The following is a 22,422-nucleotide window of genomic DNA, read 5'->3' as shown; positions in this document are numbered from 1 at the left end:
TCTCAATGTATTTTTGAATAATTTGTGCTTTTAATTGTCAGATAGAATAAGTTTAAAATAAACAATTAAAACGATTGAGATATTAAGTAAAATTAAAGAGATGCTGAATAATAAAAGTTTAGACAAATTCTTAAAATAAAAAAGCCCAAGATGATAAAGGCAGAAAAACACAATAAAAGAAAGCAAAAAGCTAGCGAGAATACAGATTAGCAAAGTCTGTGTATTTTCTTCAGGCATAGGATTTTTAAAAACAATAAAATAGAAAACGGAAGCCATCACAAGAAAGCTTCCACTCCATATTTCTGTAGTATATTTTGATTTTTCTGAATATTTACTGTTCTTTTCAGTATTTAAAGAAGATTTAAAAGACAAATCTACACTCAATAAATCTGCAAGAAAACCTAAACCATCAAAGAAATCAAAAGGCATATTTATTCTTCTCTATTTTCCAGTTTATGCACCTTCTTCGTCCCTTCATACATTTCGTACTGCAAAAATCTCGTTTCCAGTTTACCGTTGAACAATTTGATTTTTCTTGAAGGTCTTAATCCGATTTTCTTTGGAGCATCCAAATCTGAAGAGATCAGCCATGCTAACGTATTAGGATAGCTGCTTTTAAATGTATCACCAATTTTTTTATAGAAATCATCATCATTAATCGAAATTCTCTCATCATAAGGCGGATTGAAAACCATCAGCAATGGGAATAAATCTTTCTTGGACTCAAAGAAATCCTGTCTTCTCACATCGATGATGTCTTCCATTTCGGCAGATTCTATGTTTGTTCTTGCGGCATTCAGCATTCGTCCGTCTAAATCGTAACCAACAATCTTTCCGGTAAATTCTCTCACACGGTTGATTCTGACCTCTTTTATTTTTGCGAACAAATCGGCATCATAATTATTCCAGTTCTGGAAAGCAAATCTCTTTCTGAAAATCTGAGCCGGAAGATCGAGTGCAATCATTGCCGCCTCAATAAGAATAGTTCCCGAACCACACATCGGATCAAGAAAATTTCCTTTTCCGTCCCAGCCAGCCAACTGTAACATTCCACTTGCCAAAACTTCATTGATGGGCGCTTCGCCCTGCTCTCTTCTGTAACCTCTTTTAAACAGAGCATCACCCGATGAATCCATTGATATCGTCACCAGTTCTCTGTCGATGTGCAGGTGAAATTTGATTTCCGGACTTCTGGTTTCGATATTGGGTCTTTTCTTAAATTTTTCCTGAAAATAATCTACAATCGCATCCTTCATCTTCAGAGTAACGAACTGAGAATGTTTGAATGTTTCAGAATTCACAGTAGAATCGATCGCAAAAGTCTGGTCTACATCCAGGAAATCTTCCCATGGAAACTGCGAAAGTTTGTTATAAAACTGATGTTGATTAAAGGCTTTAAATTCATAAATCGGCACCAGAATTTTCAGGGCTGTACGGGCAGAATAATTTATTTTATATAAAAATCCAAGATCTCCTTCGCAGTTTACAGCCCGGTTTTTAAGCTCAACATTGGCACCGCCAAGTTTTTTGATCTCCTCAAAAAGCACCTGCTCAAGTCCGAAAAAAGTTTTTATCTGTATTTTTAAATTTTCTGTATTCATTTTGCAAAAATAGGTAATTTTTGCTGGGTGTTGGATGTTTGATGCGGGATGAAAATAAAAAATGTGTAATCTCAGAACATATTTCATCACCAACAGATTATTTATAATTTTAATACTGGTAAATAAACATCTGGCATCTTACATCCCGCATCCAACAAAAATCCTTATTTTTGCACGATGGAATGGTTTGAATCTTGGTTTGACACACCTTATTATCATATTCTCTACAGCAACAGAGATTATACTGAAGCAGAAAATTTTATCACTCAGCTGACTGCCGAGCTGCAACTCCCAAAAAATTCAGAAATTATTGATCTCGCCTGTGGAAAGGGAAGACATTCTGTTTTCTTAAACAAATTGGGTTACAGAGTTTTGGGTCTTGATCTTTCTAAAAAAAGTATTGCACACAACAGACAGTTTGAAAATGAAAACCTCCAGTTCGCTGTTCACGATATGCGTGACAAAGTAAACCATCAGCCTGTAGATGCTGTTTTTAATCTGTTTACAAGTTTTGGATATTTTGATTCTGAAGACGATGACCGAAAAGTATTTAAATCTGTTTCTGATGTTTTGAAAACTGACGGATATTTCGTTTTAGATTATTTAAATGAAAATTACGTCAGAAATAAAATGGTATCTGAAGCTGAAATTCACCGTGGCGGAATTGATTTTAAAATTCTTAAGAAAATTGAAAATCAACATATTGTAAAAGAAATTAAATTTACTGCTGACGGACAGGATTTTAATTTCTTCGAAAAAGTAAAACTGCATACACCAGATTCAATACAAAAATACGCTGAGGACAATAGTTTTGAGCGGGTGAAAATCTGGGGCGATTATCAGCTGAATGATTTTGACGCAGAAGTTTCACCGAGATGTATTAATTTATTTCGAAAGAAGTAATTAGAAGTAAAAAGTTCGGGAATGAAGACCATTGTTATATTTACGATAGCAACCTTACTTTCAATCTACGCTGGAATTGAATCAGGATATTTTCACAGTCACACTCCTCCGTTGCCGTTTGTCATTTCTGGTTTGCTGTTAATAACCGGAATACTTTTAATTATTATCAGGAAAATATTGTTTGAAAATAAAATAATTTTTAGAATACATCTTATTTTAATAAGTATAAATCTACTCATAGTTTTATATTGTTTATCACCCCTATTTATTTAATATGATTGTCATTTTACTTATTTTAAGTGTTCTTGCCGGTGTGTTTCTGGGTAAATATTTCGGACAGACAGAGAAGTTCTCTAAAAATCTGCTTATTTTAAGTGCAGGATTTCTGATAACAATCTGTCTCAATGAAGTCTTTCCTGAAGTCTATCATCATCACAATGAATCCGGAATTAATCTCGGGATTTTTATAATCGGCGGTGTTCTGTTACAAATGATTTTAGAGGCTTTAACTAAAGGTTTTGAGCACGGTCACTTTCATCATCATAACGACAGCACAGTTCTTCCGATGGCTTTGATGGTCGGACTTTTCATCCACGCTTTTATTGAAGGAATTCCTTTGGCCAATGAAACGAATCCGTTTTCTCCTTATCTGATGGGAATTGTTTTTCACAATCTTCCGATTTCATTTATTCTGGGGGCATTTTTATTCAACAGAAAAGGATCAAAAATGTCTTACCCTTCGATGCTGATTGTGGCTTTATTTGCTTTAGCATCGCCATTCGGAATGTTTTTAGGAAATTATTTTAATCCAAACTGGCAACCTTACTTTTTAGCAATAGTTGGCGGTATTTTCCTTCACATTTCATCAGTCATTATATTTGAAAGCAATAAAAACCACAATATTGACTGGTCTAAAATCGGGCTTGTGATTGTGGGAGTTTCTTTAGCTTTGATCATGCATTTATTTCACAGTCATGATCACCACCATTAATATTTTGATTAAAATTAATAAAACAAAGAGCTCTGCAGTAATACTGCAGAGCTCTTTTTATATCATCAACTGATTGGATTTTAAAACTTCCAGCCGAATGTTAAGTAAAAGTTATTGATCACATTTTTCACATCAGACACCACAAAAGTCGAGCTGCTGATCAATCGGGAAGGCGAATAATAACCATCTTCCAATCCGCCACCTACTTCACCGTAAAGGAAAGGATTGTTGAATTTCGAACTGATATTCTGGTACGTTGCATCAATATAGAAAGATTTGAAATCATATCCTAAACCAAATGACAAAGCGTTTCTGTCACTTAAAATCATATTGTTGTAAGACTGATCTGCTACATCTCCATTGTTTGCAAATCTACTTACGGTAAGCGCGTCAAATGGACTTGAAGTATACGCATAACCACCTCTCAGTCTGAATTGCTTAACCCTGTATTCAGCTCCTAATTTAACTTCAGCCATGGTTTTTTGATTTTCATCAAAGAAATCATTTAGCTGTACTTCTGCTCCGCCGTATTCTTTATAAGTTGGCTTCGTCAACCCCAAAGTACCGTCAAGATTTATCGAGAAATTTTTATTGGCCACAAATGCTGCACTCACAGTAGCCTTCATAGGAGAAGTCAGCCTTCTGTTTTCAACCGCATAATCATCGCCAAGCTGAGGATCATTATAGAAATTATAACTTCTGTCTATATCCCAAAACGTAGGAGTTTCAAGTGACGCCCCCAATCTGAAATTACGTCCCAATTTTCCAATAACCCCTAAAGAGGCAGAAAAACCTGAAGATCTTTCAAAATAAGGTGTATTCTGTTTGCTGAAATAATCTACGCTACCATTCTCCAAAGATTGAAAGGCTGCTGTATCAGACTGATCAAGAGAAACATTAGAGAAATTCAGACCCATACCTATGTAAAGGCTGTGATTATAGTTGGCACCGACACCGAAACTTGTTTTAGACAAAGTTCCGTATCTGTCGTATGCATGTCTTGCCAACGCTGAACTGTTGGTTGCATCAAAGTCATAAACTACATTAGTGTTCCCGGGAGTTTCAATGTAATTGTCAAGGGATTGGTTTGAAAAATTCACACCAATATTAACAAACTTCCACGCGCTTTCTGTCATCAGCTGGAAAGTCATCACACCACCTACATTCCCTAAATCTGCATTATTCACTTTGTATCCAAAAGAAGAACCTGCATAATTTGATGTATTCTTATTAGACATCACAGAAAGCGTTCCTGATACTTCTCCGGAAATGGCAACACCTAAACCTGCCGGGTTGGTAAGCAATGCGTTGGCATCACCTCCTAAAGCACCGTTCGATCCTCCCATCGCATTAAACCTTGCCGAACCTCCAATCTGAGAATTCGAATACACGTCCAACGTGTTTCTGATCAATGAAACATCCTGCGCCTGTACGAAGAAGGCCGCAGAAATGCTCATTATAACTAAAGATTTTTTTAACATTATTATTTTTAGAATATGTTGAAACTTAATTTCTATCTGCCTCCACGGAAACCGCCGCCACCGCCGCCGCCTCTGAAGCCACCGCCGCCTCCGGTAGAACCGCCGCCTCCTCTGAAGCCGCCACCGTTACTTGGTGATGTCCATCCGCCGTTGGATCTCGGTGTTGACTCATTTCTGAAGCCTCCATTGTTATTCTGGTTATTATAACGGGGTTGAGATTGATTATAATTAGGTCTTGTACCACTGTTGTTTCTGAAACCACCCTGACCCTGAGGTCTGTTGTAACCGGATTGCGGTCTTACACCATTATTATTTCTAAATCCACCCTGTCCCTGATTTCTGAAACCTGAATTCCCCTGGTTTCTGAAACCGGAATTATTAGAGTTTCTAAAACCTGAACTGTTGGAATTTCTGAAGCCTGAACTGTTTGAATTTCTGAATCCATATCCCGGAGCAGTATTTCTGCTTACGATATTAGAATTCCTGTTGGTAAATCCATAACCATTTGCCGCACTTCTTCTGTTATATGGTTGGTAGTAGTTTCCGCCCCAGTAACCGGCGCCCCATCCTCCATAAGGATAGCCACCCCAGCCCCAGTAAGGGTTATACATTCCCATTCCCCAGCCAGAACCCCAGCCCCAGCCGTTGTTCCAACCCCACGGGCTGTATCCCCAGCCCCAGCTGTTGCCCCAGCCGAAAGACATTCCCATGCCCCAGCCGCCGCCCCAGCCCCAACCGCCGTAGCCGCCGTACATTCCCCAGGGACCGCCCCAGCCGCCCCAACCCCATGAGTTATCATAGTAATTGGTTTCGCTTCCTGCATAGTTCCCAAAGTCTGAATCTGTTGCGCCCTGATCATAGTTGGTATTCCAGGTATTGTAAAGATTGCTTTGCTCATAATTGTTTGCCTGAGCATTCTGGATTGTAGTATTATCCTGCTGATAATAATCGTAATATTCTCCTACTCTGTTTCCACCTTCATTTACGATAACCCCTTCAGGTAAAGTATCTTTGCTGGGATCGTAGTATACCCCGTCTGTCTCGCTGTAGCCACCCATCTGAGCCCCGCAAGAAACTAAAAGTAATCCGCTGGAAATGGCCAGGATACCCTTTGACCTTAAAATCCCAAGCAAATTTTTATGTATATTTCTTTTCATGATGACGTAAAAATTTTTTATTTAAATTATATTTGCATTCTGTACCAAAAACATACCAAATAAACGGTATAAAATTCAATCAAAAATAGACTTTTTATTTTAGATTACAATTATTAATAAAAGTTAAAAAAATTCTATAAAATAATGGCAAAACTTACCTCAAGAAGCGATGATTACAGCAAATGGTATAATGAGCTTGTTGTAAAAGCTGATCTGGCAGAAAACTCAGGAGTTCGTGGATGTATGGTGATAAAACCGTACGGATACGCCATCTGGGAGAAGATGCGTGACGAAATGGACAAAAAATTTAAAGAGACCGGTCACGTGAATGCTTACTTCCCTCTTTTTGTGCCCAAAAGTTTATTTGAGGCTGAAGAAAAAAATGCTGAAGGATTTGCAAAAGAATGCGCAGTAGTTACCCATTACAGACTTAAAAATGATCCAGACAATCCGGGGAAACTGATTGTTGATCCTGATGCTAAGCTTGAAGAAGAGCTTATCGTAAGACCAACTTCTGAAGCCATCATCTGGAGCACCTATAAAAACTGGATTCAGTCTTACAGAGATCTTCCGATTCTGATCAACCAATGGGCAAACGTAGTACGTTGGGAAATGAGAACGAGACTGTTTCTGAGAACAGCAGAATTCCTGTGGCAGGAAGGCCATACCGCTCACTCAACGAAAGATGAAGCTGTAGAAGAAGCTCAAAAAATGAATAAAGTATATGCCGATTTTGCCGAAAACTTTATGGCAATGCCGGTTATTCAAGGTGTAAAAACGCCTTCTGAAAGATTTGCAGGTGCAGATGATACTTACTGCATCGAGGCATTAATGCAGGATGGAAAGGCTCTTCAGGCTGGAACATCTCACTTTTTAGGACAGAATTTCGCGAAAGCATTTGACGTAAAATTCACCAACAAGGAAGGAAAAATAGAGCACGCATGGGCAACTTCATGGGGAACATCCACACGTTTGATGGGTGCTTTGATCATGACGCATTCTGACGACTTAGGTTTGGTTTTACCTCCTACTCTGGCACCGATTCAGGTGGTGATTGTTCCTATTTTTAAAGGTGAAGAACAACTGGCTCAAATCAGTGAGGTCGCTTTAGACATTCAGGCAAAACTCAAGGCAAAAGGAATTTCGGTAAAATTTGATAATGATACTCAGAATAAACCGGGCTGGAAATTTGCAGAATACGAACTGAAAGGAGTTCCGGTAAGAATTGCAATGGGACCAAGAGACCTTGAGAATAAATCTGTAGAGATTGCAAGACGCGATAATCTGACAAAGGAAACTGTTTCTATCGAAGGTTTGGATTCTCACATTGAAAATCTTTTAAAAACCATCCAGACTGATCTATACCAAAAGGCTTTAAACTTCAGAAAAGATAATATTACAAAGGTAGATTCTTATGAAGAGTTCAAAAAAGTTTTAGACGAAAAGGGCGGATTTATCTACGCTCACTGGGACGGAACAGCAGAAGAGGAAGAGCAGATTAAAAATGAAACCAAGGCTACGATCCGATGTATTCCTTCAGATGATGATGTGGAAGAAGGTGTTTCTTTGGTTACAGGAAAACCTTCAGCTAGAAGAGTTTTATTTGCAAAAGCTTATTAAAAAAATTCTTTCAAAATATAAAGAAGATCGCTACGGCGGTCTTTTTTTGTTTACAGCAATCTGCTTTTTGGTACTGAAGTTGATTTTTTACATACAACCCACAAAAATATATTATGGAAAATCAAAAAATAGCACAGATCGCTCTAGGCGGAATGCTCGTTGCAGCAGGCATTGCACATTTAACGTTTGCCCGCAAAGAATTTCAGGCGCAGGTTCCCGATTGGGTTCCGCTCAAAAAAGATGATACCGTTGTTTACTCCGGAATTGCAGAAATAGCTTTGGGAACCGGCTTAATCTTAGCACCGAAAAAATATCAGAAACCCGCTGGAATCATTGCAGGAACATTTTTCGCCGCTGTATTTCCAGGAAATATTTCTCAATACCTCAACAGAAAAGATGCTTTCGTTTTAGATACAGATTCCAGACGTTTTGCACGACTTTTTATGCAGCCTGTTCTGATTGCATGGGCATTATTTTCAGGTAAAAAATAATTCCAGACAAAAAAGGTTGGATTGTAGATGTGCGGAAATTTTTAAATGCTACAGAAAAAATAATCTTCAAAAATCTTATATCTAACTTTATAGATAATGCTTTCAGGTAAAGGGAATTCTGATGAATTTTAAAATGAATATTTCACAACAAAAAGCTTTAAATCATATTAAAAACCTATTTTAAATCAAAATTTTTCAATTAAAATTAAAATATTGAAAAGTTTTTTATTAATTTTAAAATACATTAACTACAAAATAAATTATTATGTCATTGAATCTAATTGATCTTATTAAAGGCCAGCTCGGACCGGCTTTTACATCGCAGACAGCCCAACAGCTGGGAGAAAGTGAATCCGGAATTTCTAAAGCTGTCGGCGGACTTCTCCCGGCAGTTTTAGGTGGACTGGCCAACAATTCTGATAAACCGGAAGTACTGGATTCCATTACAGGAGCTGGTTCCGGAGATTCTGTTTCGAATCTCAGTGCAAACGTACAGGGAAACAGCTGGATCAACACGCTTTTAAGAAGTATTTTTGGTGAACAGCTTTCTACTTTGATTAATTCTGTAGCAACCTACGCAGGAATCAGTTCCAACTCCGCAGGATCACTCTTAAATCTTGTAACCGGAGCTACAGCAGGATCCGTGGCAAAGTATGCTCAGGATCAGAATCTCGACAGATCAGGAATTTCACATCTTTTGAATGAACAGAAAGGTCTTGTTTCAGGTTTATTGCCTGCAGGATTATCTTTAGCTTCATTAAATCTTGGAAACTGGGCAAAAGGTTATGGTTTTGACGGAAATGAAAATCCCGCAACAACCACTCCCAAAGCTGAGCCTCAGGTTGAAGTAACAAGAAGTGTAGCTGACGGAGGCACTTTTCCCGACAGAAATACCAGCGAAGGCGGCTCAATCTGGAAATGGTTGCTTCCTCTTTTGCTTTTATTGGCTGCAGGATATTTTGTCTGGAAACAATGTGAGAAAAAAGAAACAACAGTTACAACAACAGCAAATGATTCTACCGCAGTTAACAGGTCTGATACCGTTGATGCCTATACCGGAGATTCTGCAAACTCCCCAGCTGAAGCACGCACAGACGAAAACATCGATTTGAACGGAGTTGCGCTGATGGGTTACAAAGGTGGAATGGAAGATCAGATGATTGCTTTTCTTAAAACTGATGGCTATAAAAATGCCTCAGATGATGCTGTTTTGAAAGATCAGTGGTATGATTTTGACCATGTGAATTTCAAAATGAACAGTTCATCTGAATTAGAGACCGGCTCAGAAGGTCAGCTGAATAATCTTGTAGCTATCCTGAAAGCTTATCCTGATGCAAAAATTAAAATCGGAGGTTATACCGACAAAACCGGTGACGAAGCTACTAACGTGAGAATTTCTACAGCCAGAGCTAACTTCATCAAAGACTGGCTTGGTAAAAACGGCGTTGGTGCGCAGGTTTTAGGAGCCGAAGGATATGGAAGTAAATTTGCAACAGTAGATGCATCTGCTTCAGATTCTGAAAGAGCAACTGACAGAAAAATGTCTGTAAGATTCGCCAAATAAATTCTTTAGAATCAATAAAAATTAAATCCCGAAGTAAATCTTTGGGATTTTTTTGTTTAAATATGATTAAGTTGGTATAGATTTAATTACATTTGTTAGTCATTTCTAACAAATATGAATCTGAAATTAAAAAGTGCTTGGCGTAAAGAAAAAACCATGCATTCTCTTCCCGAAGTTTACTCTTCCGTTAAGATCCCCAAAAATGGAAGTTTTTGGCGAAAATACCTTGCCTTTGCCGGACCTGGTCTGATGGTAGCTGTGGGATATATGGATCCAGGAAACTGGGCTACAGACATTGCCGGTGGTGCGCAGTTTGGCTATACCCTTCTCTCAGTAATTCTGATTTCAAATATATTTGCGATGGTTTTGCAGCATCTTTCAGTAAAACTGGGTGTTGTTGCAGAAAGAGATTTGGCACAGGCATGCCGCGATCATTATGGTCCCAAGACCAATTTTATGCTCTGGATTTTATGTGAAATTGCCATTGCTGCATGTGATCTGGCAGAGGTCATCGGATCTGCAATTGCATTAAATTTACTTTTTGGAATTCCGCTTACCTGGGGAATTGTGATTACTACTGTTGATGTTTTGATTATTCTTTTGCTTCAGGCAAAAGGTTTCCGCTGGATTGAAAGTATAGTTGGCGGACTCATTTTTATTATTCTCGGATGTTTTGTCTATGAACTCGTGATTTCAGAACCTGCGTTAAATGAAATTTTCGGAGGACTCGTTCCAAAAAAAGAGATCATCAGCAATCCGGCAATGCTGTACATTGCAATTGGAATTCTTGGTGCAACGGTGATGCCTCACAATCTTTATCTTCACAGCAGTATTGTTCAGACCCGCGATTACGACAGAACTAAAGAAGGAAAGAAGGAAGCTATAAAATTTGCCACTTTAGACTCTTCAGTTTCATTGATTTTGGCGTTTTTCATTAATGCTGCAATTCTAATTCTGGCGGCTGCAACCTTTCACACCAGCGGAAATAAAGACGTCGCAGACATTCATGACGCCTACAAAATGCTCACCCCAATCCTTGGAGCTTCGATGGCGAGTATTGTTTTTGCCATTGCGCTTTTGGCATCGGGACAGAATTCAACGTTAACGGGAACTCTGGCAGGACAAATCGTAATGGAAGGTTTTCTGAATATCAGGTTAAAACCCTGGTTGAGAAGACTGATCACAAGATTGATCGCAGTAATTCCGGCATTGATTGTAGCAATAATTTATGGCGAACAGGGAACTACTGATCTTCTGGTTTTAAGTCAGGTAATTCTGTCGATGCAGTTGAGTTTTGCTGTTGTTCCTTTGGTTATGTTTACCAATGACAAGGGAAAAATGGGAGAATTTGCTAATAAACCATTTCTGAAAACCTGTGTCTGGATTATTGCGGTGATTATTATTGTGCTCAATATTTATCTTTTGTACCAGACTTTTACGGATTAGGTTAAGGTTGAGGTTGAGGCTGAGGTTAAGGTTAAGGTTGAGGTTGAGATAAAAAATATCATTATTTAATAGCTTATTTCAAAATTTGGCTCTTTTTACTTGGTTCTTCCAATAAGGTTATTTATACTTTTTACATAGCTCTTACAATCTTGTTTCTTTCAAAACTAGCCCGGATAGAAGCGGCATCCTTTTTTGTGGCGGACGGAACGGAGAGGAGACCGCTGCAAAAAAGATACAGCGGATAGCCGGATTAGCTCCTAAATGATTTGAAATTTTAGGTTTGAGATATGAGATTTGAGATATGAGATTTGAGATTTGAGGTTTGAGATTTTAGTTCGGGATCCCGCGGCGAGATTTGGGTTGAGGTTGAGATAAGAAAAAAAAAATTATGATTTAACAGCATTTTTAAACTTGATTCTTTATACTTTTGATCTGGCTCTTTCTTTACGGCTCTTTTTACTTTTGCCTTGCCTCTTCCTCATCTGCCTAATTGTCACTTTTTTTTCTTTGGCAGAATCTTTGTCAAAACACCTTGTAAAAGTTATTTAAATATGGAAAATCAGGATATCAACGAAGAAAACATCAATCAACAGGAAGAAGTAAAGGTTCAGGAAGAAAAAGTTTCTGAGGAAAATGTGACAGCAGAACCGACGGCAGAGGAAGTTTTGGCACAGGAAAAAGATCGTTACATTCGTCTCTATGCTGAGTTTGAAAATTATAAAAAGAGAACATCAAAAGAAAAGATGGAGTACTTCCAGTATGCCAATCAGGAAATGATGGTTTCTATGCTTGGCGTTTTGGATGATTTTGAAAGAGCGATCAAGGAAATTGCGAAAAATGAAAATGCAGCTGAACTTCAGGGTGTTGAACTGATCTATCAGAAATTTAAAAACAAACTTACTGAGAAAGGTCTTAAAGCCATGGAAGTAAGAGCGGGAGACAGTTTCAATGTAGATTATCACGAGGCAATTACACAAATTCCTGCACCGTCTGAAGATCTGAAAGGAAAAATCGTAGACGTAATCGAAACAGGATATACTTTGGGAGAAAAAGTAATCAGATTCGCGAAAGTAGTAACAGGAAATTAATAATAAAAGCAAATGAGTAATGGGTAATGAGCAATATTGATTGCTGATTACCCATTGCCAATTACCCATAGAAAAGATGTCAAAAAGAGATTATTACGAGGTTCTTGAGATCAGCAAATCTGCATCAGCCGACGAAATTAAGAAAGCGTACCGCAAAATGGCGATCAAATATCACCCTGATAAAAATCCGGGTGACAAGGAAGCTGAAGAAAAATTCAAAGAAGCTGCAGAGGCCTATGAAGTATTGAGCGACGACAACAAGAAAGCGCGCTACGACCAATATGGTCATGCAGGAATGAGCGGTGCCGGCGGTTTTGGAGGCGGCGGCTTCGGCGGCGGCGGAATGAATATGGAAGATATCTTCAGCCAGTTTGGCGATATTTTCGGTGGTGGTTTCGGCGGATTTGGCGGTGGCGGCGGTGGCCGTCAGCAGGTAAAAGGTTCGAATCTCAGAATCCGTATCAAGCTTAATCTTGAAGAAATGGTGAACGGAACACAGAAAACCATCAAAGTCAAAAAGATGAAGATGGCGGAAGGTGCTACGTCTAAAACCTGCCCTACCTGTGGCGGGGCCGGAGTTCAGATGAAAGTAATGAACACGATGTTCGGACAGATGCAGACGCAAACCACTTGTGGAACCTGCCAGGGAATCGGGAAAGTTGCCGATAAAATTCCTGCGGGAGCCAATGCACAGGGTTTGATAAAAGATGAAGAAGAAATTTCAATCAACATTCCTGCGGGAGCCAGAGACGGAATCCAGCTGAATGTAAGAGGAAAAGGTAATGACGCACCATTTGGCGGAGTTCCCGGTGATCTTTTGGTGATTGTAGAAGAAGAGGTTGATCAGACGATCAAAAGAGAAGGCGACAATCTTCATCAGGAGCTTTATGTTTCTTTTGCTGAAGCTGCATTGGGAACAAAAAAGGAAATACCTACAGTTGGGGGAAAAGTTAAAATAACCGTTGATGCAGGAACTCAGTCGGGGAAAATCCTCAGACTTGCCGGAAAAGGTCTGCCAAGCATCGACAGCTACGGAAAAGGCGATATGTTTATTCACATTAATGTGTGGACACCTCAGAAACTGAATAAAGAGCAAAAAGATTTCTTTGAAAAGATGATGAGCAGTGGTGAAATGGAAGCCGAACCGTCAGGAAAAGAAAAAACTTTCTTTGATAAAGTGAAGGATCTATTCAATTAAATATACGGGAGGCTTTTTTAAGCCTCCTTTTTTTATTCATCAAATTTTAATCTATATTTGTTTGAACACCCCGACATTTACAAAAATTAATGGATTCCAAAATTGTTTTTTTAAACTCCTGTAATGAAATAGCCAATCAGCTTGGAGATTTTAAAATCTATGAAAAAGGGCGACGGCTGAAAAAAGTTGCATCGGATCAAGATATTTTCTTTGAACTCACCTTTCAGACTGGTTTCAACAATCATTCTTCTCATATTATGATCAATCCCAGTATGGCTATTTATTCTAAAAGTCTAAAGAAATGGCAGATTGAAAATATCAAAAGTGAATTTTGCACCGGATTAATTTATGCCAACCACATCGGATATATTACACCACTCCAAACCTGGAAAAAATGGAATTTAGCAGGATTGTCTCATGAAAAATCAATCAGTGAAATTGTGAAGAATATTCAAAAGTTTGTATTCCCAATTTTTAAAATCTTTGATGCTAAAGAAACTGCTGTTGAATTTCTAAAAAATAAAGGAACAAAATTCAACCCTTACTGCGAAGATTCTTTAGTTCCGCTTGCTTTTCTACTTTGCCATGCCGATCACGAAACTTCTGAGCTGTTTTTTAATCATTATATTGAAAACAGTATTAACAAAGAAAAAATCATCAGCTTTTTTGAAAAATTAAAAACCGACAGAGAAATCGACCTTAATCATTCTGAATTCGTTGATGCTGCTCATATTAAACTGGCTTTCATCAATAACCTTTCTTTAAAATAATTAAAACTTTCCAACCATGAAGAAGATTTTTGCATTCATCATATTTTCACAAATTTTTTATGCTCAGGAGGCCCCAAATTATCTTTTTAATGATTTATATTTTGCCGATCCTTCGGTGCATGTCTTTAATAATAAAATCTACATTTACCCTTCTCATGATATTCAGACTGAAGTGACGGATGCCAACAACGGAGGGCATTTTAACATGAAAGACTACCATGTTTTGAGTCTGGAATCTCCTTCTCACAAAGCAAAAGATGAAGGTATGATTTTAAAACTTGAAGATATTCCGTGGGCGGAGAAACAGCTTTGGGCGCCTGACATTGCAAAGAAAGGCAAAAACTATTATTTCTATTTCCCGGCAAAAGATAAAAGCGGAATTTTCAGAATCGGTGTGGCAAGTTCTAAAAATCCTGAGGGACCCTTTAAAGCAGAAAAAGAACCTGTCAAAGGAACTTACAGTATTGATCCTAAGGTTTTGGAAGACAACGGCAAATATTATATCTATTTTGGAGGTTTGAAAGGCGGACAACTTCATCAGTACAGAAATAATGTACATTCTGAAAAGTATCCTGAACTGGGCAAAGACGAAAACGCTCTTCTTCCCAAAATGGCTTTGCTGAAAAACAATATGATAGAACTGGCAGAAGCACCAAAAGACATTCAGATTCTGGATGAGAACGGCAATCTTCTGAAGGCCGGCGACCAGCACCGGAGGTTCTTTGAAGGAGTCTGGGTTCACAAATATCTAAACAAATACTACCTCTCCTATTCCACAGGAGAAACGCATAAACTCGTGTATGCCACCGGCGACAATCCTTACGGTCCATTTACTTTTCAGGGAGAAATTCTAAGTCCGGTTGTGGGTTGGACGACGCACCACAGCATTGTTGAAATCGACAGAAAATCATATCTATTTTACCACGACAGTAAATTATCTGGAGGAAAAAGTTACCTAAGAAGTTTAAAAGTGAGGGAATTGAAATACGATGAAAACGGAAAAATCATTCCCATGAACGGGCAGGATTAGTGTTTTTCAGGGGCATTTTAAATCGAAATTTTATTTTTGCAGATGCCGTGATGACGGGCTTTCGCATAAGCCTTAAAAATGAGACGTCTGATTTAAAAAAGTTACACGTCTAAATCAGAGAAGTTAGACGTCTGAGTTTTTCAATTGAGACGTATGATTTTAAAGATTTTGATGTTGCAGATTTTCACTTTGCATAATAACTTTTGATTTTCTGCATCTATATTTTACCACGAGGTTCACAAAGGTTTTTACACAAAGTTCACTACATTTTATGCTCGTAGTGGAATCCTGGGTGCCCACTGTGGTAAGTAAGCATTTTTTTTTAAAGAAGATACTTTAGCCTTCGGTTTAAAAATACCAAAACTAAACTTGACAAAATAAGAGAACTTACAAAAAATAAATCTGCATGCTGCAGTACAAAAAGATTTTCAGATTTATAAACATAAAACATCAGCAGCGGATGAATGAAATAGATTGCAGTTGAAATGCTTGCGAGAATCTTCGAATCCGTTTTATATTTTAAATTTTTAAAGTAAATAAACAGGAGCGGACAAGCTATCAACAGGGAAAATAAGAGATCGACACTTTCCTTTTTCGAAAGTTTAAGAATCTGAATATTGACAAAGGCTTCCGCGATGACAGCTGTAACTGATAATAAAACCAGCCAGAGCGACGGATTTCTTTTCACATCCCATTCGTATTTTTTAATCAGAAAACCAATGGTTAAAAACGGGAAGCAGTCGAAAAGAAAGTTTCGGTACATCGGGTAGCGGTTGAAGAGCTCATTCGTTTCGCCTTCAAAAAAATGAGAGTTCCCTAAATATTGAATTGCATAACCACAAAGAAAAGAAAGAAAACCCAATGAAATCAGGAGTTTCGGGCTTTTATTTCTGAGAAAAAACAGAAGAATTCCGGCAAATAAAGTTCCGTTGAGATACCATAAATGATGGTAGCCGAAAACGATATTCGTAACTGCTTCACCTTCTTTCCAAAGCGGAATATAGATGACCGTCCAGATTGCGTATAAAATAAAGATTCTGAAAAGCCACTTTTTAAGTTTAGAAAAATCATTAACAAAGGAAAAATAATAGCCGGTAATAATCAGAAAAACGGGAACTCCCAGACGGAAAAGCCCATTCACAAGCAGATAGCTGAGTATTGGATAAGAATCTCTGAGAAAATGAATATGCAGCCCGACCACAAATATGGCGAGAACAATTTTCAAAAGATCTATCGCTAAGCTTCTCATTTTAAACGAAAAAGTTTACGAAAACCGTCCGGAAACATCTTCGTAAACCTTTATATTTTAATTAATAACAGTTTCTACTTACCTGAAACAAGACTGTACACTTTTTTACCCGCAGTGAATAAAGCCACACCGATTAAACCGCCGACCAAACCGAAAACAACCTGCTTTAAGGTGGCGTTCCAGTCAGGTAAAATGTGATGAAGATATTCGATTCTATGGGCAAAAATCTCTCCAGCAACCATGATCAAAGCAATCGTTCCAATCACACCTAAAGATTTGATTACCCACGGCAACGCATCTACCAAGAACTGACCTAATTTTGATGCAAAACCTTTACCGTTACTTTTTTTGATTAATTTGAAACCGGCATCATCCATTCTCACAATTAATGCTACAATTCCATATACACCAACTGTTGCTACTATGGCAACAAGGCTTGTTACAAGAATTTGGGTAATGAAAGGATGGCTTTCTTCCAGCACAGTTCCCAGTGCGATAATTACAATTTCCAGTGAAAGAATAAAATCTGTGGTCACTGCAGATTTCACTTTTGCTTTTTCGATTTCCTCGGCGGTTTGTGTATCAGCTTCCCGCTCTTCTATGACCTCGTGCCCTTCCTTTTTCCGGTGAAAAAGAAACTCAATAATTTTTTCAACGCCTTCAAAAGCCAGATACATTGCTCCGACAATTAAAATATAGTTGATTGCAGGCTGATACAGCCAGTTCAGTAAAAATACAATAGGTAGAATAATCAGTTTGTTTAAAAACGACCCTTTGGTAATTGCCCAAAGCACAGGAATTTCTCTTGAAGACATAAACCCCGTAGCTTTCTCGGCATTCACGGCAAGATCATCACCTAAAATTCCTGCTGTTTTTTTTGTAGCTATTTTAGTGGTTACCGCCACATCGTCCATTAAAGCTGCAACATCATCAAGAAGCGCAAAAAAGCCTGAAGCCATAAAATTTAATTTATTTTTAAGGTTTGTTAAAATTAAACCAAGAGCAAAAATAATGTTTTAATTTGGTTTTGAAAATTTTTAATTTTAAGTTATACTGAATTATTTCTTGTATAAAATAATAGTAAATAAAAAAAATCAAATAGTAAGTATGAAAATATTCAAAAACAATTTACTTATAATCACTTTATTACTCTTGATTTATCCACAATTCTTACTGTGTCAAAACTTTGATGAAAATATCCGCACTAAAACTTTAAAGCAGGCTATCATCGGCAAAAAAATTATTTATGGCAAGTGGAACATAAGTGGTGGTATGGAAACACATTTAACTTATCTGGGAAAAGTAAAGACTAAGAAGGATAAGGTATATCATTTAATGAACTATGTCTGGATTTGGGGTCTGTCTAAAAGAGCAACCAATAAAATACTAGTTTACAATGATTTAAATGAATATGTGGGCGAATATAATTTAATAATGATGTCGGATCTACCAGCAAGATTAGAAAAAAATAAGCTCATATTTGAAAATAAAAATAATGATTGTGACGCAAGAGTTATTTCAAAAATCAATTTCTCGAATGGAATTCCAAAGGAGTTTTTTAGAAAGTGTACCGAAGTTCATGGTGATACATTCCATTTTTTTAGTTCTTAATATTCAAAATAGACATATATAAAATCAAATTTTCCCTACTTTTACTCTATGAAAAAGCTGATTCTCAATTACCATTACTTCGTTTTAGGATTAGCGGGTTTTGCTTTAAATTCCTGCAATTCAAAATTCAGAGTTTGGGTAGGAAATGATGCTCAAAAAGTTTACAACCTGAAATATGGTGATGACAAACGCCAAAAGATGGATGTTTTTCTTCCCGCCGATTACCCCAGAGAATCTCCTGTCGTTTTAATCATCCACGGTGGCGCATGGAAATATGGCAGAAAGGAGCACATGATTAAGATTCAGAAAATGCTTTTCGACAATAATATTCCGAGTGTCAATATGAATTACCGTTTGGTAAAAAAAGGAATTACCTACCGCGAACAGCTTGAGGACATCGATCTGGCTATTGAAAAGTTCAATTCTCTTACCGAAAAATCAGAATTGTCACCTGATAATTATATTCTTCTGGGCGAAAGTGCCGGTGGACATCTGGCTCTGCTCTACGGCTACAAAAATCCTGACAGAATCAAAAAAATAATTTCACTGAGCGGACCAACCGACTTTTATTCTGAAGAATATCTGAAATCTTTTTACTCAAAATATACTTCCGGAACAATCCAGAAAATGGTGGGGACAAAATTTAAAAGAAAAAATCTTTCCGAAGAATTTAAAACAGCAAGTCCGGTAGCAAATGTTTCTTCCGTACCGACGCTTTTGTTTCAGGGAAATACAGACTTTCTTGTAAATCAGAAACAGGGACTGGCGTTGGATTCTGTTTTAACTAAGATGAATATTCCCCATAAATTGGTTTTTATGGAAAATACGGGTCATGCGCCACGGTTTTTTAATAAGACAAAAAGAGACAGTATTATTTATCCTAATATTTTGGAGTGGATTAGGAATGAGTAATGGGTAATGAGTAATTAGTGATGAATGATGGATGATGGGTGATATTTAGAAATATTAAATCCTTTCGAAAAAAATTGCAAGTTCGCAACCTTAACCTTAACCTTAACCTTAACCTTAACCTTAACCTTAACCTCATCCTTAACCTCAGTTCAAAACAAAAAAACCTGCCGGAGCAGGTTGGTATTTTATTTTTCTTTGTCGTTCTCTTCTTCTTTATCAATTAATTCTTCCAGAACCTCATCTTCCACAATTGGATTTTCTTTTGGTGCTCCGAAAGCGAATTTCAGAATTACAGGAACAGTTGTTACCAAAACGATAATAATGATGATGAACTCCAGTTTTTCTTTCAGATTGATTCCAAACTGATCCATGAACAGTTTATCCAGATAGTGCCCTGCAAAAATCAAACTGAATGACCACAATACACCACCGATGATATTGTCCCGAAGGAAAGCTTTTTTATCCATGTTTACAATACCTGCAACGATCGGCATAAATGTTCTTACCACAGGTAAAAATCTCGCCATAATTACAGCTAAAGCTCCGTTTTTTTCAAAGAAATCATGTGCCTGATACAGGTATTTCTTTTTGAAAAGAAAAGTATCCTGTTTTTTATACAAAGCCGGTCCTGTTTTGCTTCCGAACCAATATCCTACCTGATTTCCAACGACTGCAGCAAATGCAACAGCAGTGGCAAGTAAAGTAGTATCCAGAAAATCACTTCCTGTAGAACCGAATGTTTTTGAGATAATGTCTACGGCATAAATTCCGGAAACGAAAAGCAGTGAATCTCCGGGAAGGAAAAAACCTACAAACAAGCCTGTTTCGGCAAAAATAATGAACAAGATTACCCAAAATCCACCCATGTTGATGTAAAATTCGGGATTTAATAAATCTCTCCAGCTATTGTATTCCATATATAATGATGATGAACAAAAATAAGCTTAATAAAATTATGCTGAAAATATATTAGCATATTTTAACTTAAATATAAAGATGATATTTTATAGGTCAAGATCGTCGTCTGAAACTGCCGTTCCGTCAGCCATTAAAAAGGCTTTGAGGAAGGGCGTAAGATTACCGTTCATCACACCGTCAACGTCCGAAGTTTCATGTCCTGAACGTACATCTTTGACGAGTTTGTATGGATGCATTACATAATTTCTGATCTGACTTCCCCACTCGATTTTCATTTTGCCGGCTTCAATTTCGTTTCTTGCCTTTAATCTTTCTTCCAGTTCCATTTCATAAAGTCTGGACTTCAAAAGCTGCATTGCTTTTTCCTTATTCTGAAGCTGGGAACGCGACTCTGAGTTTTCGATGATAATTCCTGTCGGGGCGTGGCGAAGGCGGACAGCGGTCTCAACCTTGTTTACGTTCTGTCCACCAGCACCTGAACTTCGCATGGTTTCAAATGAAATATCGGCAGGATTAATGTTAATTTCAATCGTATCATCCACTAAAGGATAAACATAAACCGAAACAAAACTTGTATGTCTTTTTGCATTGGAATCAAAAGGTGAAATTCTTACCAGTCGGTGCACGCCGTTTTCACCGCGGAGATATCCGAAAGCAAACTCACCGTCAATTTCCATGGTAACGGTTTTTACACCGGCAACTTCCCCTTCCTGATAATTGAGTTCACGGATTTTGTAGCCCTGTTTCTCTGCCCACATATTGTACATTCTCATCAGCATCGCAGCCCAGTCGCAACTTTCTGTTCCACCCGCTCCGGCAGTGATCTGAAGCACAGCAGAAAGCTCGTCGCCTTCATTAGACAACATATTTTTAAACTCTATGTTTTCTATTTTTTCCAGTAAAAGAGGAAAAGTTTCGTCGAGTTCTTTTTCAGAATCGGGATCTTCTCTGGCAAATTCCAGTAACACCTGAAGGTCTTCAAACTGAGTATGGATATCTTCATAATCTTCCACCCATTTTTTCTTGGAGCGAAGCTGTTTCAGGAACACTTCAGCGGTTTTAGGATTATCCCAAAATTCCGGAGAAGCGGTTTTCTCGTCGTCGTTGGCGATTTCGATTTTCTTTTTATCAATCTGAAGATATTTCTGAAGATCTTCTATTCGGGACTGTGTTTCTTTTATCTGGTCGTTGTTGATCAAAACATAAAAATTTGAACTGCAAATTTACGGATAAATCACGAAGATTCAGCATAAAAAACAGACCTCAAAAAGATGATGAGGTCTGATTCCAAACAAACATTTTACTGTTTCTAACAAAAAATAATTCTATGAAAAAATTTACTTTTTAATGACTTTCTTTGAAGTCTGTGTACCGTTTTTAAATTTAAGAACAACAGTGTAGTTACCGCTTTCCAGAGAAGAAAGATCTAATTGAGACTGAGGCTGAATGTCTTTCATTAAAGTGCGCCCCGTAAAATCAACAATGCTTACTGAAGCCAAATCTTTAATGTTATCAAAATTAATCGAATCTGTAAACGGATTTGGATAAACTGCTGATTTCTTTTCTGCCTTGGCATCTGAAACCGACAAAACAAGTCCCTGGGCAGAGATTGCAAAAACATTCACAACCGTAACATCTGTCGATGTTTTCTTTACGGTAACAGACGTTATCATTTTAGACTGATTCGCTGTGGAAAGAGTCAAAGGGATCTGGTAAATTCTCGGATTTGTGCCGCCACCGTTTTCCAAACCATTTGAATTTCTGTTGATTCTTCCAATTCCCTGAATCGCAAAACTGGTTCCGTCATACCAATCCTGAAAACTGGTGTTGGCAAAAACCTGCGTCGTCCCATCTTGAAAATTTACTGTAATTTCTCCGGTAGACGGACCACTGCCACTTACCGCCAAAACGTAAAGTGTGGTTGCAGATCCGGGAATGGCAAATGTAAGTGTTCCGGTGTCGTTGGCATTGGGAAGCCTTAAGGAATTATTCGCACTGTAAGGTGCCAGCTGAAAAGTTAAACCACTGGTTCCCGCTGCTGCAGAAGCTATCAATCCGTTTTCTGGGAGACCGTACGTCAGTGTTGCAGATGTGGAAGTGAGTTTGTAGTCTTTAGACATATAAGCAAAGTTATCTGTCGGCTTATCCAGACTTGCGTTGGTAGATGACGATGCTGCACCAATTCCGTTTGCGATAACATCAGCATTGAATCCTGAAAGTGAAATGGTCTGGTAAGTTTGAGCGTTTGCAACGGCAAAAGCCAAAACCAATCCAAGAGAGAGGAGTTGTTTTTTCATAGTTAACTGTTTTAGGTTTAATTTTTTTAAGTCTAACTATTTCCAATTACGAATACTTTAGTGATTTAAAATTTTACGTTAATTTAAATACTGAA

The 22,422-nt window shown here is 37.8% G+C and carries 21 protein-coding genes; 12 read left to right on the top strand and 9 right to left on the bottom strand.

Annotation, left to right across the window (positions count from 1 at the left end; genetic code table 11):
* Positions 1 to 30: 30 nt before the first annotated feature.
* Positions 31 to 429 (bottom strand): hypothetical protein, encoded by a 399-nt coding sequence (locus ASG21_RS06205; RefSeq protein ID WP_056077120.1) that lies wholly within the window; start codon positions 427 to 429, stop codon positions 31 to 33.
* A 2-nt stretch (positions 430 to 431) separates the two neighbouring features.
* Positions 432 to 1,601 (bottom strand): class I SAM-dependent RNA methyltransferase, encoded by a 1,170-nt coding sequence (locus tag ASG21_RS06200; RefSeq protein WP_056077118.1) that lies wholly within the window; start codon positions 1,599 to 1,601, stop codon positions 432 to 434.
* Positions 1,602 to 1,778: 177 nt separating this feature from the next.
* Here ASG21_RS06200 and ASG21_RS06195 point away from each other — a divergent pair, with 177 nt between their 5' ends.
* On the top strand, positions 1,779 to 2,504 hold the full coding sequence (locus ASG21_RS06195; RefSeq protein WP_056077116.1) for a class I SAM-dependent methyltransferase: 726 nt from the start codon (positions 1,779 to 1,781) through the stop codon (positions 2,502 to 2,504).
* Between the two features lie 274 nt (positions 2,505 to 2,778).
* On the top strand, positions 2,779 to 3,495 hold the full coding sequence (locus tag ASG21_RS06190) for a ZIP family metal transporter (RefSeq protein WP_056077115.1): 717 nt from the start codon (positions 2,779 to 2,781) through the stop codon (positions 3,493 to 3,495).
* Positions 3,496 to 3,575: 80 nt separating this feature from the next.
* On the opposite strand, the gene ASG21_RS06185 is transcribed toward ASG21_RS06190, so the two are convergent.
* Together ASG21_RS06185 and ASG21_RS20305 are read right to left on the bottom strand one after the other, a co-directional pair.
* Positions 3,576 to 4,952 carry a hemin receptor gene (locus ASG21_RS06185; protein WP_082482441.1) on the bottom strand — a complete coding sequence of 459 codons (1,377 nt, stop codon included), beginning with the start codon at positions 4,950 to 4,952 and terminating at the stop codon, positions 3,576 to 3,578.
* A gap of 56 nt (positions 4,953 to 5,008) precedes the next feature.
* A complete protein-coding gene (locus ASG21_RS20305; protein ID WP_056077111.1) occupies positions 5,009 to 6,133 on the bottom strand; it encodes a hypothetical protein in 1,125 nt (374 codons plus the stop codon).
* A 144-nt stretch (positions 6,134 to 6,277) separates the two neighbouring features.
* Between ASG21_RS20305 and proS the strand changes: the two genes are divergently transcribed.
* From proS to ASG21_RS06140, 8 genes are all read left to right on the top strand, one after another.
* On the top strand, positions 6,278 to 7,753 hold the full coding sequence (proS, locus tag ASG21_RS06175) for a proline--tRNA ligase (protein ID WP_056077109.1): 1,476 nt from the start codon (positions 6,278 to 6,280) through the stop codon (positions 7,751 to 7,753).
* A gap of 113 nt (positions 7,754 to 7,866) precedes the next feature.
* Positions 7,867 to 8,244 carry a hypothetical protein gene (locus ASG21_RS06170; protein ID WP_056077106.1) on the top strand — a complete coding sequence of 126 codons (378 nt, stop codon included), beginning with the start codon at positions 7,867 to 7,869 and terminating at the stop codon, positions 8,242 to 8,244.
* A gap of 265 nt (positions 8,245 to 8,509) precedes the next feature.
* Positions 8,510 to 9,808, top strand: coding sequence for an OmpA family protein (locus tag ASG21_RS06165; RefSeq protein ID WP_056077104.1), 1,299 nt, complete (start codon positions 8,510 to 8,512; stop codon positions 9,806 to 9,808).
* A 114-nt stretch (positions 9,809 to 9,922) separates the two neighbouring features.
* Complete coding sequence (locus ASG21_RS06160; protein ID WP_056077101.1) at positions 9,923 to 11,254, top strand: Nramp family divalent metal transporter; 1,332 nt, start codon at positions 9,923 to 9,925, stop codon at positions 11,252 to 11,254.
* Positions 11,255 to 11,805: 551 nt separating this feature from the next.
* Complete coding sequence (locus ASG21_RS06155) at positions 11,806 to 12,342, top strand: nucleotide exchange factor GrpE (RefSeq protein WP_056077099.1); 537 nt, start codon at positions 11,806 to 11,808, stop codon at positions 12,340 to 12,342.
* A gap of 76 nt (positions 12,343 to 12,418) precedes the next feature.
* Positions 12,419 to 13,540, top strand: a complete 1,122-nt coding sequence (gene dnaJ, locus ASG21_RS06150; RefSeq protein ID WP_056077097.1) for a molecular chaperone DnaJ — start codon at positions 12,419 to 12,421, stop codon at positions 13,538 to 13,540.
* 89 nt (positions 13,541 to 13,629) lie between these two features.
* Positions 13,630 to 14,310 (top strand): hypothetical protein, encoded by a 681-nt coding sequence (locus ASG21_RS06145; protein ID WP_056077095.1) that lies wholly within the window; start codon positions 13,630 to 13,632, stop codon positions 14,308 to 14,310.
* A gap of 16 nt (positions 14,311 to 14,326) precedes the next feature.
* The gene (locus ASG21_RS06140) at positions 14,327 to 15,340 is read left to right on the top strand and encodes a glycoside hydrolase family 43 protein (RefSeq protein ID WP_082482369.1); all 1,014 of its coding nucleotides are present in this window, start codon (positions 14,327 to 14,329) and stop codon (positions 15,338 to 15,340) included.
* 322 nt (positions 15,341 to 15,662) lie between these two features.
* Here the strand turns inward: ASG21_RS06140 and ASG21_RS06135 are convergent, their stop codons facing one another.
* A complete protein-coding gene (locus ASG21_RS06135) occupies positions 15,663 to 16,589 on the bottom strand; it encodes an acyltransferase family protein (protein WP_056077093.1) in 927 nt (308 codons plus the stop codon).
* Between the two features lie 74 nt (positions 16,590 to 16,663).
* Positions 16,664 to 17,548: a DUF808 domain-containing protein gene (locus ASG21_RS06130; protein ID WP_056077087.1), complete on the bottom strand. Its 885-nt coding sequence runs from the start codon at positions 17,546 to 17,548 to the stop codon at positions 16,664 to 16,666.
* A 148-nt stretch (positions 17,549 to 17,696) separates the two neighbouring features.
* Here ASG21_RS06130 and ASG21_RS06125 point away from each other — a divergent pair, with 148 nt between their 5' ends.
* Together ASG21_RS06125 and ASG21_RS06120 are read left to right on the top strand one after the other, a co-directional pair.
* Positions 17,697 to 18,200, top strand: coding sequence for a hypothetical protein (locus tag ASG21_RS06125; protein ID WP_128414225.1), 504 nt, complete (start codon positions 17,697 to 17,699; stop codon positions 18,198 to 18,200).
* 48 nt (positions 18,201 to 18,248) lie between these two features.
* On the top strand, positions 18,249 to 19,112 hold the full coding sequence (locus tag ASG21_RS06120) for an alpha/beta hydrolase (RefSeq protein ID WP_056077083.1): 864 nt from the start codon (positions 18,249 to 18,251) through the stop codon (positions 19,110 to 19,112).
* A gap of 185 nt (positions 19,113 to 19,297) precedes the next feature.
* Here ASG21_RS06120 and ASG21_RS06115 read toward each other — a convergent pair whose 3' ends face one another.
* The 3 genes from ASG21_RS06115 to ASG21_RS06105 all read right to left on the bottom strand — a co-directional run bounded on the left by ASG21_RS06115 (position 19,298) and on the right by ASG21_RS06105 (position 22,327).
* Positions 19,298 to 20,029 (bottom strand): VTT domain-containing protein, encoded by a 732-nt coding sequence (locus tag ASG21_RS06115; RefSeq protein WP_056077081.1) that lies wholly within the window; start codon positions 20,027 to 20,029, stop codon positions 19,298 to 19,300.
* Positions 20,030 to 20,116: 87 nt separating this feature from the next.
* Positions 20,117 to 21,229: a peptide chain release factor 2 gene (gene prfB, locus ASG21_RS06110; protein WP_056077080.1), complete on the bottom strand. Its 1,113-nt coding sequence runs from the start codon at positions 21,227 to 21,229 to the stop codon at positions 20,117 to 20,119.
* A gap of 138 nt (positions 21,230 to 21,367) precedes the next feature.
* Positions 21,368 to 22,327, bottom strand: coding sequence for a T9SS type A sorting domain-containing protein (locus ASG21_RS06105; RefSeq protein WP_056077078.1), 960 nt, complete (start codon positions 22,325 to 22,327; stop codon positions 21,368 to 21,370).
* Positions 22,328 to 22,422 lie beyond the last annotated feature (95 nt).

Source organism: Chryseobacterium sp. Leaf394 (assembly GCF_001424105.1).
Lineage (GTDB): Bacteria > Bacteroidota > Bacteroidia > Flavobacteriales > Weeksellaceae > Chryseobacterium.
Note: the sequence above shows the minus strand (reverse complement) of the source record. Positions and strands in the feature narration are given on the sequence as shown.

Excerpts from the sequence above, each read along its gene's own strand:
- ASG21_RS06205 (WP_056077120.1), bottom strand. The coding sequence starts at position 429 with ATGCCTTTTGATTTCTTTGATGGTTTAGGTTTTCTTGCAGATTTATTG.
- ASG21_RS06200 (WP_056077118.1), bottom strand. The coding sequence starts at position 1,601 with ATGAATACAGAAAATTTAAAAATACAGATAAAAACTTTTTTCGGACTT.
- ASG21_RS06195 (WP_056077116.1), top strand. The coding sequence starts at position 1,779 with ATGGAATGGTTTGAATCTTGGTTTGACACACCTTATTATCATATTCTC.
- ASG21_RS06190 (WP_056077115.1), top strand. The coding sequence starts at position 2,779 with ATGATTGTCATTTTACTTATTTTAAGTGTTCTTGCCGGTGTGTTTCTG.
- ASG21_RS06185 (WP_082482441.1), bottom strand. The coding sequence starts at position 4,952 with ATGAGCATTTCTGCGGCCTTCTTCGTACAGGCGCAGGATGTTTCATTG.
- ASG21_RS20305 (WP_056077111.1), bottom strand. The coding sequence starts at position 6,133 with ATGAAAAGAAATATACATAAAAATTTGCTTGGGATTTTAAGGTCAAAG.
- proS (WP_056077109.1), top strand. The coding sequence starts at position 6,278 with ATGGCAAAACTTACCTCAAGAAGCGATGATTACAGCAAATGGTATAAT.
- ASG21_RS06170 (WP_056077106.1), top strand. The coding sequence starts at position 7,867 with ATGGAAAATCAAAAAATAGCACAGATCGCTCTAGGCGGAATGCTCGTT.
- ASG21_RS06165 (WP_056077104.1), top strand. The coding sequence starts at position 8,510 with ATGTCATTGAATCTAATTGATCTTATTAAAGGCCAGCTCGGACCGGCT.
- ASG21_RS06160 (WP_056077101.1), top strand. The coding sequence starts at position 9,923 with ATGAATCTGAAATTAAAAAGTGCTTGGCGTAAAGAAAAAACCATGCAT.
- ASG21_RS06155 (WP_056077099.1), top strand. The coding sequence starts at position 11,806 with ATGGAAAATCAGGATATCAACGAAGAAAACATCAATCAACAGGAAGAA.
- dnaJ (WP_056077097.1), top strand. The coding sequence starts at position 12,419 with ATGTCAAAAAGAGATTATTACGAGGTTCTTGAGATCAGCAAATCTGCA.
- ASG21_RS06145 (WP_056077095.1), top strand. The coding sequence starts at position 13,630 with ATGGATTCCAAAATTGTTTTTTTAAACTCCTGTAATGAAATAGCCAAT.
- ASG21_RS06140 (WP_082482369.1), top strand. The coding sequence starts at position 14,327 with ATGAAGAAGATTTTTGCATTCATCATATTTTCACAAATTTTTTATGCT.
- ASG21_RS06135 (WP_056077093.1), bottom strand. The coding sequence starts at position 16,589 with ATGAGAAGCTTAGCGATAGATCTTTTGAAAATTGTTCTCGCCATATTT.
- ASG21_RS06130 (WP_056077087.1), bottom strand. The coding sequence starts at position 17,548 with ATGGCTTCAGGCTTTTTTGCGCTTCTTGATGATGTTGCAGCTTTAATG.
- ASG21_RS06125 (WP_128414225.1), top strand. The coding sequence starts at position 17,697 with ATGAAAATATTCAAAAACAATTTACTTATAATCACTTTATTACTCTTG.
- ASG21_RS06120 (WP_056077083.1), top strand. The coding sequence starts at position 18,249 with ATGAAAAAGCTGATTCTCAATTACCATTACTTCGTTTTAGGATTAGCG.
- ASG21_RS06115 (WP_056077081.1), bottom strand. The coding sequence starts at position 20,029 with ATGGAATACAATAGCTGGAGAGATTTATTAAATCCCGAATTTTACATC.
- ASG21_RS06105 (WP_056077078.1), bottom strand. The coding sequence starts at position 22,327 with ATGAAAAAACAACTCCTCTCTCTTGGATTGGTTTTGGCTTTTGCCGTT.